The following is a 16410-nucleotide window of genomic DNA, read 5'->3' on the forward strand; positions in this document are numbered from 1 at the left end:
CCTACACCCGACGAGCCTTTCATCACGCGGGCGTAATTTATTCGGGGTACTTCGCGCAGCGCTCAGATTAATCCCCTTTAAATATACCGAGGGACTTCCCGGCTGGTAGTTAAAAATTCAATACGCGACAGCTTACCCCTGCTGAAACCGGGTTTTTTGTCTGGGTGCGTCCAGGACTGTTCTTTTGTTTTCTGTGCCTGCGGGCTGGTTTCGAGGTGCCAGACAGCTTATTCGCCGTCTGTTTCCCCATCTTCTAGGAAAAGTTCGGACTCCGGTATCGCTTTAAACACGGGACAGAAACCGTCGGGGGTTACTTTAAAGCCAAACAAAGCACTGGACTGGTTCCAACAGCGCTGGCTGCGGTAGTGCTGGCAATTGCCGCAGCATTCGAGGTTTGCCTGAACGGCGCTGCCTTGAAAAAGGAGTTCCCGCTGGGAGATGCCCCGCAGTACCAGTTCTTCGCCTTGCCAGCGCGCTTCTACCAAACCGGTATCGGCAAAATTGGCCCACCGAGGATCGGCTGTAATCGGACTCGGCAAGCTAATTGCTACCTCTGTCCCCAATTCGCTGAGTTCTCCCTCATAGTTAGTTTCTGGGATAGCGGGCTGCAAAAACATTTCCCCGATCGGCAATTCGACAAGTGTTCCAGCCGCCGGAGTGTGCAACTGGTAGCGGTTTCGCAGCTCGTCCAAGTTAGCCAAGTCAGCCAAATATGCAGGGGAACCGTGGACTAAAATTACGTGCTGGGGACGCAAATTGTGGATGAGTTGGGTAGTCCCCGGCCCGTCGCAGTGTTCGGCTAGCAGATAAGTTTCGACACTTGTGACTCCAAATTGGGGTCTGTTGCCCAGCCAGTCGCTGACGGGATATCCTGGTTTTTGAGGGGCGAGCAAAATCCAAGGGTTTGTGCTATCGGCAATATACAAAGCCAAATCAGCTAACTTGTCTGTAATTACAATACAGGGCATGGCTCCCAATCCGGGGCGCTGTTCGGCAGACAGCCGACGGACGCGGGGTTTCACTCTTTCGTCCCAAAACAAAGGTTGGTGCAGAGCAAAATTTTGGACGGCGGTGGGAAATTGGGGTAACAGTTCTAGATAAGCGTCGCACCCGTCGGCGACAGTGCCATCTACCCAAATATCCAAGTCGCGGCCAGTAAAGTAGTGGTGACTGCGGAGCAGCATCAGCATTTCTTGGCCCAAACCAAGGGCCGGCGCGGGCAGCAGTACGGAGTACCCGTCGGCGATGGCGCGGTGGATGCGATCGGCTAACTGATTTTCCAGTTGTCGGCGGTGAGGGTGGCGCGCCGTGCCGTAACTGCCTTCCAAAATTAACACATCCGGCTTCATGCCCCTGAGTTCTCCTAGGGGCAAACCTTCCACCAAACGAGAATTGGACAGGAAAAAGTCGCCTGTGTAAACGACGGTGTAGGTGCGGTGCGGGGCTGCATAAGTCAGCAGCACAGTCGCAGCTCCGGGCAAATGACCCGACGGGAACAACTGCACGCTCAGTCCTGGGCGCACTTCGAGCGGCGACTGCCAGGGCAGTCCCTGACAGAACCGGGACTCTGGCTGCTGAGCCAGTTGTGGCCAGTTGAGCGGTAGCAGTCGCGCTGTCACTTCGCTGGCGTAAATTGGCAAGTGGGGGAAAGATTGATGGAGTGCTAGCAAACCTCTGGCATGATCGGAGTGGGCGTGGGTACACACCACAAAATCGGCTGGCAGCGATCGATTTAGTGTCGCTGATAGCGGTGCAATATCCTCTATACCGCAGTCGAGTAAAATGCGGTGCGGCCCCATTCGGACTAGCAGACAGACCCCTTCCTGTGCGTGGCCTGCGCCGTAAGGTAAACAATCGAGATCCATCACTGCGGTTAGCTCCCTGCTTTGCACGCAACTTGCAGTATCGCCTCTTTTAAACATTGGTTGCGACTGCATTCATTCGATCGAGTTCAGTCTCGGACGCTGAAACCGGGTTTGATGAACGAAAACACTTTGTTGCCGCCCTCGCTCCCGGTAAAAAAACCCGGTTTATCAAAGTTCTGGTGCGTAACCCTTGGAGCTAAATGTTGGCTCGAAGGCTCCGGCTCTCGTGCAAGGAAAGTAATTGCACTTAAGATTTGATGCAGCGCCAAGAAGGCGATTTTCCGAAGGCATTGGCCGGATGGGCCTTGGGCCTTCGACAAAGTTCAGGCTACTGGTTCTTGCATCAAAAGTTACATTTTATTGCACCATGTAAGAGTAGCGAGATCGATCTCATATTCTGAGTTTTAAACCTTTTTCCACAATTTGCGCCTGCTAAAAGCTAGTCTTTTTTATGAGAAGATTTTAATTCAGATGCCCAAACATCTTGATAAAACTTTACAATTCTTCATTTTTAGGGTTTTGAGGGCGGTTTATAGTCCAATCTGAAAAAGGAAGAACCCCCATCGTGCTAACTAAGGATCGCGAATTAAATAACTTACAATTTTAATTGTTATTGTGGGATGGGCGTCCCGCCCGTCATGAGTGGACGGGCGGGACGCCCATCCCACTTTCAAGAGTGGAAGTTATTTAATTCTCATTCCTAACTGCTTTTGTCAAGGCAGAGAGAGACTTTATGAGTTTGATGGGTTTTTTTGTAAAAGTTTGATACATTCTTCTAAGTAAACCTTGTGGCTATCGAGGAGAGAGTGTAAATGGCTTTTTGACCGAAAGCCTCCAGGATACCCGCCACGTGATTCATCCGTGCAGAAATAAAAAACCTGTATCCGATAAAGGATCCCCCGAATTTATCTCGCGCAAGTCAATACTTCAATTCTTTAATCTAAAATCTAAAATCTAAAATCGCGCCATCGATTGACTGCCCCATAATACGTTTGTTTACTCCGCTCATTGACAAGGGGGCAAAACGATGCGTTTTTTGTTTAACCCCAAACATAGCCACATAAATCCCCAGACAATACATGATATTCATTCTGTAAAAATACCACTAAGTTGCCAGAAGTAATCTCAGCTCGATGAGTCTCCAACCAGCCTGTAATCTCCTGTTTCTTTTATCGTTTATGGGTCTGATTTAGGGTTGAGTTTGGGAGTATTTTTCACCTAATCCGTGCGCGGTTCGATCGCGAAAGTTTGAAGGGCGAGAGTGTTGAATTATTTGGTATGCTGTCGTGCATTTAAATTGTATATTCAGGGCGGGCGGGACGCCGAACCCCCTACTTCCCACACGAATTTATTTTTTTTGATATACAATTTAAATGCCGCCACAGCTTAGGTTTTTGAGAATAGTAAGCTGTGGAGCATTTAAACCACTAACGAGGCCAGTAGGGTGCGTCAGCTCTCGATCGCTTCCACCGGCAAGGGAAACGCGGAGGACGCTCCGCACCCTACAATACTATTTTAAATGCTCCACAGCTTATCAGAGCGCAATTAGAGCTGAAATGAGGAGCGATCGCACCAACCCGGTTTTATCAAAAAATCGGGTTTTTAGATGTGGCATTAATGGCGAGGCTTGGTGGCGATCGGCTGCCAATAATACCTGCAATTGACACAATCCTCGACGCGGGATCGTTGCCGATGGTAAAACTTGTGTTGGGAAAAAACTTGACATCAGCGGGTAATTGAAAGTAAAAATAAATAAAAGCAATAAAAGCAATGAGGCTTTATGTTTGATTCGCAATTTGATTCGCAATTTGATTCGCAATCGGCGATCGGCAAGTGTGGCATTGAGAAGTTGCTATACCCTAAAACAATTTATGCTAAAATACATCCGGTAATATACGGAGTATCTAGGATTTTTTCGCAATCTAAAATATAAAAGATAAAATCTAAAATGGCAACAGCTATTGTTGAGCTGGAAATCTCCAAACTCCCGCCAGAAATTACGGTTGATGAGCGTTACAGCAAAGCCTTGGTTTTAATTCGACTGCACGGAAAACCGATCGGTCAAGCTCTTTTGTCCGTAGTCGGAGGTGGCATTGGCGGTGACGAATTACGGGAAACACTGATGAAGGCTGCGGGGGACAACTTGTGGAAAAACTTGCTCTACGAGACTCTAGAATGGGATGAGCGGGGGTCGGTGGAGGTATTGCAGATCGCTACAGTAGCGGTTTGCACGCGCGATCGCCCGGAAGATTTGCGGCGCACTCTTGACGCGCTGATGCAGCTCCCAGACGAGGGTCAGGAATACTTAGTAATTGACAATTGCCCCAGCACGGACGCGACGAAGGAACTGGTCAAAAATTACCCACAAGCCCGCTATGTGCGCGAAGACTTACCAGGCTCCAGCGCTGCCCGTAACCGAGCTTTACGCGAAGCTAAACATGAATTCGTAGCGTTTACAGATGACGATGCGGCCCCCGATCCGAACTGGCTGCGATCGCTCTTGCGAAATTTCAGCGATCCGCGAGTGATGTGCGTCACGGGGCTGGTGATGCCCTTGGAACTGGAAACCGAAGCGCAAGAATGGTTCGAGCGCTACAGCCCCCACGGGCGGGGATTTGAGCGCCGAGTTGTTGATGGGGCGCACTGCAATCCTCTGATTGTGCATCTTGTGGGAGTTTCGGCGAGTATGGCTTTGCGGAAAAGTTCGATCGACTACATTGGGCTGTTTGACGAAGCTTTGGGGGCGGGAACGCCCACGGTGGGTGGCGAAGACTGTGAACTTTTTGCCCGCATTTTGCGCGCGGGCTACTGCATTGTCTACGAGCCGAGAGCATTGAGTTGGCACCGCCATCGGCGCACTTGGGAAGAATTGCGAAAAACGCTCCAAGGCTACGGCATCGGAGTCTATGCTTTCTGGACGCGGATGTTTGTAATCAACAGAGAATTCAGTGTGCCTCTATTAGCTTGGGGATGGCTGTGGTATAAGCAAATTCCTGAATTAATTGCTTCTTTGCGAAAGCAGCCGGATGCGGTTCCGAGGGATTTGCTGTGGGCTCAACTGCGGGGCTGCATTAGCGGGCCGATGGCTTATTTTGCTTCTAGGAAGTTGTTACAAAAAATGAAGGGGAGCAATGAATAGGGATTTGTAGATTATTTTTAACGGTCGATGAAGGGAGATGAAATGCAGATGAAGTTAATTGTTGTAATGTAAATATGGAAAATCTAACAGTTAGCATAATTATTCCTAGCCACAACCGAAGTTCTTCGCTGCGGCGGGCTTTGGATGCTTTGCACTTGCAGACTTATCCGATCGACCTGATCGAGGTTATTGTAGTGGCAGATAGCTGCATAGATAATACTTTGGCAATGCTACAAGACTATAAAGCTCGGTTTAAAGTGCAGGCGATCGAGGAAAATTGCCGGAGTGCTGCCATCGCCCGCAATACGGGAGCGGCTTCGGCTACGGGGCAATTGCTGCTGTTTCTCGACGACGATATCGAAGCGCTGCCGCCTTTGGTGGAAAGTCATGCGCGGGTTCACTCTTTGCGTCCGGGCTCGGCTGTCATGGGCCCCTATCCGCCTAAGTTGCATGGAGGAACTACATTGTTCGAGGTGGAAGTGCGATCGTGGTGGGAAGAGAAGTTTTATCAGATGAGTCAGCCCGGTCATCGATTTACTTATCTAGATTTGCTCAGCGGCAACCTTTCTTTGGATGCAGAACTGTTTGCTCGTCTCGATGGGTTTGATTCGGCTTTTGGGAACTGTGGCGGAGAAGATTATGAGTTTGGGATGCGTTTGCTGAAAGCTAATGTACCTTTTGTTGTGGCTGCTGAAGCAGTGGGCTATCATTACGAACACGAAACTAACAATCTCGATCGCTCTTTCGGCAGATTTCGTCAGGAAGGGCGATCGAATGTTTTGATCGGGTACCGACACCCGGAACTTAGACCGATACTGCCGATAGCAGTCTACGAAACTGCTGACTCGCTGGTGGATAAAATTGTGGTGGCGGTCACGTTTTTCTGGCCGGCTGCTGTGGATTGGCTGGCTGTGGGAGCCAGGAAATCTCTTGATTTACTCGAAAGCTTGGGGATGCGGGGAACTTGGCGGTGGTTGCGGGCAAAATTGCGCGCTTATTGGTATTTGCGGGGTGCTATTGATGAGTTGAAAAGTCGATCGGCTCTTTCTAGTTTTATGCAAGGTGAGCCTGCTGGTGCTGACTTGGGCAGACATGAAATTGAAATCGATTTGCAGGAAGGTTGGGAAGCAGCAGAACGAATCATTGACGAGAAAAAACCCGATGGCATTTACCTCAGTTACGGTGAACTGTCTGTCGGTCACGTCACTCCCAAATTCGGTGTAGAGCCACTGCGGGGCGCTCACTTGCGATCGATTCTGGCCCTTGACTTTGCCGAACCCCTGGCTCGGGCGATCGCGGTTAAGGGTATGCCCAAAAGTGCTGCTCATTCCGAGCCTAGCTTGGTTGACAACACCCTACTTCAAAATCTACAGTTGTTTACAGTATTGGAGAAAAAAAACCTGAAAACTTCTTCCTAGAAATGACATAATTAGATTAGATAAAAAACAGAATATAGAGGTGTAATCAAGTCAGACATTAAGTGATAGAAAATAGTAATTTAGATATTAAAAGCCACAGAAAGTGACAAAGGTAATTATGACAATAAAATTGATCGAAGCAGATTTTTTAGAACCAATTTCTGACAAACAGACTCTGGTACAGACCCTGAATTTGGTTAAGATTCTGCCCTGGAATTTATCCGGGGGAGAACCTCAGATAGTTGCTGGGGGTGTGCTGTGAGAAATGCGGGAAAGGTAGCTTATATTCGCAAAATAACTCATTTCTTTGATTTGCTACGGGTATTGGTCGATCGCGAGATGAAATTACTTTACAAGCGATCGACCTTGGGGATTGCTTGGACTTTAATCAGTCCGCTGTTACAGTTGGCTGTATTTTCCTTTTTGTTTCGCTCTGTAGTACCCCTTAATATTCCAAAATTTTCTTCCTTTGCTTTCAGCGGCTTGTTAATCTGGAATTGGTCTCAAACGGTATTATTTAAATCAACGGCATTAATTACCAATCATAAGCCACTAATCAGGCAGCCAAATTTCCCGTCGGCAATTTTGCCGATAGTCACGACGACGACGGGGCTCATTCACTTTTTCTTAGCATTGCCGGTGTTACTTATCTTTCTGGCAATTGATGGCGCTCCTCTGAATGCAGTGCTCTTGTTGTTGCCGCTGCTGATGATTATTCAGTTTTTCCTGACAGTTAGTTTTGCTTATCCCCTTGCCGCTTTGAATGTCACTTTCCGCGACACTCAGCACACTTTGGGAGTAGTTTTGCAGATGCTGTTTTACCTGACTCCGATTTTCTACGACATCAGCAGCGTCCCCGAAAAATTTAAGATTTTTTATTACTTAAATCCAATGGTGCCCCTGATTGAAGCTTACCGCGCCATACTTCTTAAAGGTATGCAGCCGGATTGGTCTGCTCTGTTAATTTTGAGCTTGGCTGTGGCGGCTCTTTTACCCATCGGACTGGGAATTTTTAGACGGCAAAGCGCTCATTTTGTGGAGGAAGTGTAAATGCGTGAAGCAATTATTGTCAAAGGTTTGGGTAAGCGTTTTAACCGCTACTCTACCGCGAAACCTCATACGATTATGGAAGCCGCTTTGTCCGGTTGGTGGAAGCTGAAGCCGGAGGCGAGTTTTTGGGCGCTGCGGAATATAAATTTTACTGTTTCTCCTGGCGAAATGCTGGGAATTCTTGGAAAGAATGGCGCGGGAAAATCAACGCTGCTGCAAGTTGTAGGCGGTATTTGCAGGGCTGAGGAAGGTTCTATTAAAGTTAACGGCAGAATTGGCGGGTTGTTAGATTTGGGTGCGAGTTTTCACACGGATCTAACGGGCAGAGAAAACGTGTTTGTGGGCGCGGTGGTGGCCGGTTTGACTCGCCGGGAAGTGGCGCGCAGGTTTGACGATATTGTGGAATTTGCAGAGTTAAAACAGTTTATTGACAGCCCGACGCGGACTTATAGTACGGGGATGAAAATGCGGCTGGCTTTTTCGGTGGCGGTGCATACCGATCCAGAAGTGCTGTTAGTTGATGAACATTTGTCGGTTGGTGATGTGGCTTTTCAAACTAAATGTTTGAATAAGATAACTGAGTTTAAGAATCAAGGATGCGCGATTGTTTTGATTTCTCACACTGCGTCGCAAATTCAGAAAATGTGCGATCGGGCTTTGTGGCTGAAATCCGGTGAAATCGTCGCTTACGGGGAACCGGAAGTGGTAGTCGGTCAGTATTTGTCAGAAATGCGATCGTCCACAGAAAATAGCACTCCCCTGCGTGCTGCTGAAGCTACAAGTAGCGGTTCGCCACTGCGAGGTAATCAGAATCGCTTCGGTACTATGGAAGTAGAAATTACCGATGTCAAAGTGTCGCCAAATACGGAAATAGATAGCGGTGATGCTATTAGCATTGAAATTCATTATTCGGTGGCGCAGGAAATTTCTGCTGCTATTTTTGCCGTGACAATCAGCAGGGATGATGGTCAAAGTTGTTTTGAGACTAATACTAATCAAATGGGCAGACTGCTGCCGCTGGTGAAAGGGAAAGGCAAAATCCGGCTGCAAATAGATAGGCTGGATTTAGGAAACGGTCAGTATTACGTGAATGCTGGGGTTTACGAGGAAACTTTGGCTTACGCCTACGATTATCAGTGGCAGGTTTATCCGCTGTACGTGCGATCGACTGTAAACCAAAAAACGATTCTTTGTCCGCCGTACCGCTGGGAATTTGAGGGCAAAATGCCGCTTATGGATGTGGCCGAACCAGCCACGGCAACTTACGATTTGGATAAGAATAATCCAGGCTACGCCAAGATTTTGACTCAGTTGGAAAACAAGCAAAAACCTGACTTTTTAATAATTGGCGCTCAAAACTGTGGCACAGAATATCTATACAGCCATCTCGAAAATCACTTGCAAATTATCAAAGAAGGTTCTCGAGATATTCACTTTTTTGAATTAAATTTTGAGCGTGGTGTTGATTGGTACAGCAAGCAGTTGACACGGAGTGTAGCGAGTGAGAAGGTGATCCTGTGGGAGATGACTTCTTACTATATTTATCATCCTTTGGTGGCGGAGCGAGTTTACAAGTGTTTCCCGGATGTTAAGCTGATTGTAATGCTGGGAAACCCAGTAAAACGAGCGTGGATGCACTATCATTTAGAAGTGGCGCGAGGCACCGAAAAGTTGGATTTTGAAAAGGCGATCGCTTCTGAACCCGCTCGACTCAAAGGTGAGATTGAAAAAATCAAAGCAGATGAAAATTATTACAGTTTCAATCACCAGCATTATTCCTATTTGTCGCGGGGAATTTATGTAGAACAAATCAAAAATTGGCTCGACTATTTTCCGAGAGAACAGTTGCTAATTATCAAGAGCGAAGATTTTTACGCACATACAGGCAAAGTATTTTCCGAAGTATTGAAATTCCTGGATATTAGTGAAAATACAAGTAAAAAATATGAAATTAATCATGTCGATGAATACAGCCAAATGCCAGCGACAATAGAACAAGAATTGACTAATTATTTCAAACCTTACAATCAGGAACTTTCGGATTTCTTGCATGAGGATTTTAGTTGGAGTTAGAAAAAAAGTTTTTAAATGCAGAGTGCCCAGAGACGAACATGAATCATACCTCTTTCTTCTCTTCCTCTGTGCCCTCTGCGCTCTCTGCGGTTCCTAAAAAAAAATTAATTCACAAACCATCTATCAGCTAGAAAAATGAAACGGATATTTTTAGTAGGCTCTCCGAGAAGCGGCACAACCATGCTTCAAAGTTTATTAGCTGCTCACCCTGAAGTTATTTCTTTTCCTGAATCTAAGTTTTTTCACTATTTACTGTACAAGAAGTTTGCGGGAAAGTTGCCAGGTAGGATGGAAGCTTTTTTTAAGGATGAGATTAATCGGCCTGAACTTTTGCAAGGTTTTGATGATAGTCAAACTGTGGCAACTAAAGTTAGTTGGTTTGTCGGAGTTTTGGATGGTTTGGCTGCGGAACAAAACAAAAGTATTTGGTTGGAAAAAACGCCGGAACACATATATTTTATTGAGGACATACAGCGCTTTTTGCCGGATGCTAAATTTATACATATTTTGCGAAACAGTATGGATACAATAGCTTCTCTGCATGAGGCGACTAGTAATTCTCATGATTTGTGGGGGCCTGGTTGGGATTTAAACCACTGTATCCATCGCTGGAAGGAGGCGATGTTAATTAGTCACAAATATGCTAAAAATTCTAATCATATATTAGTCAAGTATGAGGAAATTCTCGACAATAAAGTAAAAAAGTTAGAAGAACTTTCTCAGTTTATGGAAATTGAGTATGATGATAAAATGCTGGAGTTTTATCAAGAAAAAGCTGCTCATCTCAGTTTAAATCTGCCTTGGCATCAAGGGATTGATAGAGAGGTTAAAAGTAATAAGGTTCACAAATATCATAAAATTTTTAATGACCAGGAAATTCGATATATTTTAGATAAGATTAAGCGAGTCAAGGGTGAAATTGCCTGGAAGTTGACGGTGGAAGTGAGCGAACCAATTTCCGATATTTGTAATCTTCCGCAAATATACGATCGCCTGTGCTGTACGATAAAACTAGAAGGAATTAAACTCGGTATTGTTGAATTGCCGATTTGCGATGGCATGGTGGCGGCTTCGGTGTTGGCGGATGCGGTTGCAGCCCAGTTTGCTTGGCAAATTCTCGATCGCTTCTTTCAACGCAATCGCTGCGAAAAAGGCAATAAATTGTGGGAAACTGTGCTGAAACCATTGCACCCTAAACATGACTGGACGCTATTTTTGCAAGAATTATGGGGGCGTCCCCATTGGAATTTGGAGGATTTCTACAATCATGAAATAGCTGAGGAAGTCCCAACAATTACCCTCGAAAAAGATTTGATTGCTGTAGAAGTTAGCGAGGAATTTGCTAATATAAAAGTTGAGCTTTCGGAAATAGACGTGCTGGTGAAAGTAGGCGGCGTTGCTGTCGGGATTGTCACTGTTGCGGTGGAAAATAATTTTGTTTCGGCTCAAAAATTGCGATCGACAATTAATCGAAATATGGGTTTTGAGTTGTGCGTCGCCGCCGTGCGAGAAGCTTTGCTGGGAAAACCACTCAACGGCAAGCAATGGCTACGATCGCGCTTAGCCTCTTGTGCTCAACAAAGGTCTAATTTGCCCGACAGTTTGAATGCAGCGGGTGCTGGGGGCATTTACCCCCAAAATGCGGTGATCTTCGGCAGGCGATCGGGTGCGATCGGGACAAGTGTCAGCCGTCGCGCCTCACTCCCGGCGGCTGCGCTACAGGAAATCGAGTCAGCCGCAGCAATCGCGGGGGAACCGACAATGCAAATTCCCCAAGAAAACGAGTTCCCAAAGCAAGTATTTTACGCACCGGAAATCATTCGCTCAAAATCTTCTTATCAGGAAGTTTCTCACTCCGTGAAACCCCAACTTTTGGACAACCATAGCGTTACACAAAAACTTCCGATTCTCTCCTACCGCCGCATTTCTCCTGACAGTTTAGACGCAGTTAGCCCGCAGGTTTTGGAACAACAATTGCAGTATCTCAAAGATCGCGGTTATTATAGTGCGAGTTGGGAAAATTGGCGAAGCGCAAAGCTGGCTAAAACTCCTTTACCCGGTAAAGCTGTATTGATGACATTTGACGGCGGCTATCTGGACTTTTTCCAATATGCTTGGCCTCTGCTAAAACGCTTTGATTTTACAGCAACTGTTTTTCTCGTAGCTGAGTCAATAGGAAAGACAAATAGTTGGGAAAAAGCCGAATTTGAAGAAGTGCAGTTAATGGGATGGCCGGAAATTTTGCAACTGCAGAATGCAGGAATTGAATTCGGTTCTATGTCTGCTACTCATCAACCTTTGACGGCATTGTCGCCGACAGAAATTGTGCGGGAGGGGGCGAAATCCCGTGCTATCTTAGAACGGGGATTAGAGAAATCTGTTAAATGTTTTGCCTATCCTTACGGGGATGTCGATCCAATTGTAGCGCATTTAATTGGAGCGAGTGGATATACTTTTGGTGTATCATATAAATTAAATTATAGCAGTTTTGACGATAATTTAATGTCTCTGCCGCGCATTAAAGTTACAGGAGAAAAATTTTTATGGCAATTAGGTTTGTAGGGTGAGTCAGCCAGCGAGATTTTTCCCTCAACTAAGAATTTTTCAACAGACGCACCTTACTTTTAAGTCAGTAGGGTGAGTCAGCCAGCGAGACTTTTCCCTCTACTCAAAATCTCTCAACAGACGCACCTTACAAGTGAAATCGCTTAATCAATCCCTTGATTTTTCGCTGCAAATAACCGCCGAATCCTCTGGAAATTCTCTCAAATTTATAATAAAATAAAATATCCATCACCTCTTCAGTTTTCATATACTTTAAATAAGAAATCATTTTATCGGTTAGTTCATCATTAACATCATCGATATACTTTCTCACCGCCAACCTTTCTGAAATATTCCATTTCCGATCAAACTTGCGGTGCATTTGGGTCTCATAATCCCGAAAATCTGAGATTTTCCCCTGCAAATAGCTTTGAATATATTTCCCTGCGATTTGGGCACCATCCATCCCGTGTCTAATCCCTTCGCCGCCCAAAAAATTTACTGTCGAGACAGTATCGCCGATCGCAATTACATTATTTTCTTTCCAATAAATATCCTTCAAACCAGGACTGTACTTCAGCGTCGAACCATGTTTGTCAATAATTTTATAACTTTTAGACTTCAGATATTCATCAATCAGTAAATCAATATATTTTTTCAGCGGTGACAAATGCCTCACCGTTTTCGGGTCTAAAAAAATGCGACCCGCACCAACTTTCAGTCGGTTTTGTTCCATTGGGAATATCCAGGAATAACCCTTCGGCATCCATTTATCGCCCAAAAAGAAGATTAAATCACCGCTGTATTTATTGTAAACTTCTGGCTCTACTTCAATTAAATATTCAATTCCAGTTCCCGACAAAAAATTGGGCTTATCATTCTCTTTTTCGTACATAACCGCCCTAGCGAAGCCAGTAGCATCAACCAATACTTTCGTGCTAACTTGGATAAGTTTACCGTCGGATAACTGTTTAAATTCGACTATTGTTTCGCCGTTTTCTTGTGAGTGTCGAATGTAGCGATAACCAAGCCAAACTTCACCGCCAAATCGCTCAACTTCGCCAGCCAAAAATGCTCTAAATTTAGCAAAGTTGAGAACAACTCCCAAGCTTTCGGGAGACTCCCAAGTTTGACTGACTTTGCTAGTTTCAATAGTAAGTTTGTGCCAAAAACTGCCGATAACGGATTCAGGTAAATCGAATTTAGAGAGGGTTTCTAGAGGTGTAGCGGCGCTAGAAAAGTCATTTTTATTAAAATTGTCGTTTTGCTCTGCCAGCAAGACTTTGTGGCCGGATTGGGCTAGGATTCTCGCGCAGTGACCGCCTGCAGGGCCTGCTCCTACTATTACTATGTCAAAACTTTTTAAATTCATTTTGCTTTTAACTCGCTTCCAATGTCAAAACACCCGCCGAAATATCAACTACCAATCGCCGATTTTTCAACAACTGGCGGCCGATTAAAATTTCCGGTACTCCGGCACCCATTAGGGTAAAATCCCCCGGATTCATCCGTAATCTCGCTTTATTCAATTATTCAATTTCAAATCTAAAATCTAAAATCTAAAATCTAAAATCGATTGACTGTCCATTGCTAACCAGCCCGAAAAACCTGTATCTAGCAGGGCATCAACAGGTAATTCTAAGCCGTTATCAGCAATCAATTCAATTTCCAAAAATAGCTCATCCTCATCACCAAATGTTCCTTGAATCATATCGTGCCACACGCCCCTGTATTGTTGATGCGGAACATGAAGGGGATAGCATTTGGATGTTTCTGGCGACACATTTTGGTAGCCACCATATCATCTTTGTCGATAAAATAGTCTCCGCTGTCGGGTTCAACGGCCATGTACCAGTTGTAGTGGGTTTTAATCAATTCTGGTTTGAGGCGATCGAAAATTGGTTTGCAGCGCTGATAAAATGCTTCTCTTTCGGCTCGCCACTGGGCTTTTTTTTCTTCTGACCACTGAATTTCTGGGAACAGTCTTCCCCGCCGCACGGTACGATTTGGTTTTACGTTAGTCATTGTTTTTTCTCCCTTATCCTCAAATCTTCCTTCAATCATGCTGCTCTTTCACTGTCATAGATCGGAGCTAGAATGGTAAGGTGCGCTGCACCCTACCATTCTAGCTATTTACACGCTAACAGGAGACTGTTTGCGGCTGAATGTTGCTAAGATACGATCGCACATTTGCGACGGAGTTAATCCTAAACTGGCAAATGATTGTTCAGGCGTTGCATGATCTACCAATGTATCGGGTACACCCAACCGCATCAGGGGCACGAGGACATTATTGTCGAGCAAAGATTCGGCTACTGCTGAACCAAAGCCTCCCATCAAACAGCCTTCTTCCATTGTGACAACTTTGCCGATTCGCTGTGCTAAAGGCAAGATTAATTCGGTGTCCAAAGGCTTGACAAAACGCGCATTGATGACAGTTGCTTCAATACCGTGCTCGCTCAGAATCTGGGCGGTTTGCATTGCCGGATAAACCATTGAACCATAACCCAAAATCAGCACATCGTCGCCGTTGCGGAGAATTTCAGCTTTGCCGATCGGCAATTCTTCCCAACCTTCCTCCATCAAAGGCACGCCGTAACCGTTGCCGCGCGGGTAACGCATGGCGATCGGGCCACTGGTGTGGTTAATTCCCGTGACTACCATCCGCTGCAATTCTGCCTCATCTTTTGGTGCCATAACTACCATATTTGGCAGGCACCGCAAGAAAGAAATGTCGTACATTCCTTGGTGAGTTGGGCCGTCAGCACCGACAATGCCCGCGCGATCCAAACAGAAGAAAACTGGCAAATTTTGGATACAAACATCGTGAATTATTTGGTCGTATCCCCGCTGGACAAATGTCGAGTAAATTGCCACAACCGGGCGCATTCCTTCGCAGGCTAAACCAGCGGATAAAGTCACGGCGTGCTGTTCGGCAATCCCGACATCAATGTACTGTTTAGGCAGTTTTTCATGAAGTTTATCCAGACCAGTTCCGGTTGCCATAGCAGCGGTAATGCCGACAATTTTCGGATTATCTTCTGCTAGCTTGACTAGGGCGTGGGCAAAGACTTTCGAGTAAGCTGGAGGCTTTGGTTTAGTGGAGGGAATGCCTTTGCCTGTGGCTAAGTTAAAGGGATTTTGGGCGTGATATCCTACTTGGTCTTTTTCGGCGATCGCATATCCTTTGCCCTTCACCGTCACAACGTGAACTAGCACAGGCCCTTGGATAGTATGAGCTTGTTTGAAAGTGGTAATTAACTCTTCCAAATTGTGTCCATCTACCGGGCCCATGTAAGTAAAGCCCAATTCTTCAATTACTGCTCCAACTTTCGAGACAGCCAAGCGTTTCATCCCTTCTTTGAGGCGTTCCATTTCTGGAGTAAAAGTTTCGCCGACAAAGGGAATGTGTTTGAATTGTTCCTCTAAGTTATCTTTGAGAAACTGCACCGGTGGCGACAATCGCATCTTGTTCAAATAGCGGGTAATTGCGCCGACGTTGGGCGAGATTGACATCTCGTTGTCGTTGAGCACAACTAACAAATTGGTTTTCGGCATATGGCCCGCGTGGTTAATCGCTTCGAGTGCCATGCCCCCAGTCAAGGCGCCGTCGCCGATGACTGCTACAGTTTTAAAGTTTTCCCCCTTGAGGTCGCGCGCCATCGCCATCCCTAACGCTGCGGAAATGCTTGTGGAAGCGTGGCCGGCGCCGAAGTGGTCAAATTTGCTCTCGCAGCGCTTGAGATAGCCTGCAACGCCGTCTTTTTGGCGCAGGGTGTGAAATTGGTTGTAGCGGCCGGTTATCAATTTGTGAGGATAAGCTTGGTGGCCGACATCCCAAGTAACTTTGTCGCGATCGAGGTCGAGTGTTTGGTAGAGTGCTAAGGTCAGTTCGACTACACCCAATCCTGGGCCGAGGTGGCCGCCGCTAGCGGCTACAGTTTCTAAATGCTTTTCTCGAATTTGTCGGGCAATTTGTTCGAGTTGATGAATCGAGAGGCCGTGTAATTGGTTTGGGTGAGTCAGTTCGCTGAGATGCATATTTTAAAATCTTGCTCCTGTGAATCAGGACGAATCCTTAACAGATATAGGTTGTGCCTGCAACGTTGGGTACGCGCAAACGTTAGAATAGTTTAACGGTTATTTGAGAAAAACTGTTAGGCGTAACAATTTTGTTATTTCGGGTCTGGTAATTATAGTTAATAAATTGTGCGCCGTCAATCGATTTTAGATTTTCGATTTTCGATTTTAGAGGCGACCCCACGGATAAATGCGGGGGCAATAAGTGATTTTCGATTTTCGATTTTGGATTGATTGCACG

General features: G+C 45.9%; 11 protein-coding genes. 5 read left to right on the forward strand and 6 right to left on the reverse strand.

Going from position 1 to position 16410, the window contains the following annotated elements:
• Window positions 1-227: 227 nt before the first annotated feature.
• On the reverse strand, window positions 228-1865 hold the full coding sequence (locus QUB51_RS28475; protein WP_333051822.1) for an MBL fold metallo-hydrolase: 1638 nt from the start codon (window positions 1863-1865) through the stop codon (window positions 228-230).
• Window positions 1866-3813: 1948 nt separating this feature from the next.
• Here QUB51_RS28475 and QUB51_RS28480 point away from each other — a divergent pair.
• The 5 genes from QUB51_RS28480 (at window position 3814) to QUB51_RS28500 (ending at window position 12107) form a co-directional block, all read left to right on the forward strand.
• Window positions 3814-5004 (forward strand): glycosyltransferase, encoded by a 1191-nt coding sequence (locus QUB51_RS28480; RefSeq protein ID WP_333051455.1) that lies wholly within the window; start codon window positions 3814-3816, stop codon window positions 5002-5004.
• Window positions 5005-5078: 74 nt separating this feature from the next.
• Entirely contained in the window at window positions 5079-6422 is a 1344-nt protein-coding gene (locus tag QUB51_RS28485) for a glycosyltransferase (RefSeq protein ID WP_333051453.1), read from the forward strand.
• Window positions 6423-6680: 258 nt separating this feature from the next.
• Window positions 6681-7472 (forward strand): ABC transporter permease, encoded by a 792-nt coding sequence (locus tag QUB51_RS28490; protein ID WP_333051451.1) that lies wholly within the window; start codon window positions 6681-6683, stop codon window positions 7470-7472.
• Window positions 7473-9545, forward strand: a complete 2073-nt coding sequence (locus QUB51_RS28495; protein WP_333262448.1) for a Wzt carbohydrate-binding domain-containing protein — start codon at window positions 7473-7475, stop codon at window positions 9543-9545.
• Between the two features lie 135 nt (window positions 9546-9680).
• Window positions 9681-12107, forward strand: coding sequence for a sulfotransferase (locus QUB51_RS28500; RefSeq protein ID WP_333262445.1), 2427 nt, complete (start codon window positions 9681-9683; stop codon window positions 12105-12107).
• A gap of 130 nt (window positions 12108-12237) precedes the next feature.
• Here the strand turns inward: QUB51_RS28500 and QUB51_RS28505 are convergent, their stop codons facing one another.
• The 5 genes from QUB51_RS28505 to dxs form a co-directional block, all read right to left on the reverse strand.
• On the reverse strand, window positions 12238-13461 hold the full coding sequence (locus QUB51_RS28505; RefSeq protein WP_333262442.1) for an NAD(P)/FAD-dependent oxidoreductase: 1224 nt from the start codon (window positions 13459-13461) through the stop codon (window positions 12238-12240).
• Window positions 13462-13468: 7 nt separating this feature from the next.
• Window positions 13469-13618 carry a hypothetical protein gene (locus tag QUB51_RS28510; RefSeq protein ID WP_333051445.1) on the reverse strand — a complete coding sequence of 50 codons (150 nt, stop codon included), beginning with the start codon at window positions 13616-13618 and terminating at the stop codon, window positions 13469-13471.
• A gap of 23 nt (window positions 13619-13641) precedes the next feature.
• Window positions 13642-13800 carry a hypothetical protein gene (locus QUB51_RS28515; RefSeq protein ID WP_333212694.1) on the reverse strand — a complete coding sequence of 53 codons (159 nt, stop codon included), beginning with the start codon at window positions 13798-13800 and terminating at the stop codon, window positions 13642-13644.
• The gene (locus QUB51_RS28520) at window positions 13797-14114 is read right to left on the reverse strand and encodes a hypothetical protein (RefSeq protein ID WP_333051443.1); all 318 of its coding nucleotides are present in this window, start codon (window positions 14112-14114) and stop codon (window positions 13797-13799) included. Before QUB51_RS28520 ends, QUB51_RS28515 begins: the two co-directional genes overlap by 4 nt.
• A gap of 108 nt (window positions 14115-14222) precedes the next feature.
• Window positions 14223-16130, reverse strand: coding sequence for a 1-deoxy-D-xylulose-5-phosphate synthase (gene dxs / locus QUB51_RS28525; protein ID WP_333051441.1), 1908 nt, complete (start codon window positions 16128-16130; stop codon window positions 14223-14225).
• Between the last annotated feature and the right edge of the window lie 280 nt (window positions 16131-16410).

Origin of the sequence: Microcoleus sp. AT8-A3 (assembly GCF_036705675.1) — a bacterium.
In the GTDB taxonomy this organism is placed as follows: Bacteria; Cyanobacteriota; Cyanobacteriia; order Cyanobacteriales; family Microcoleaceae; genus Microcoleus.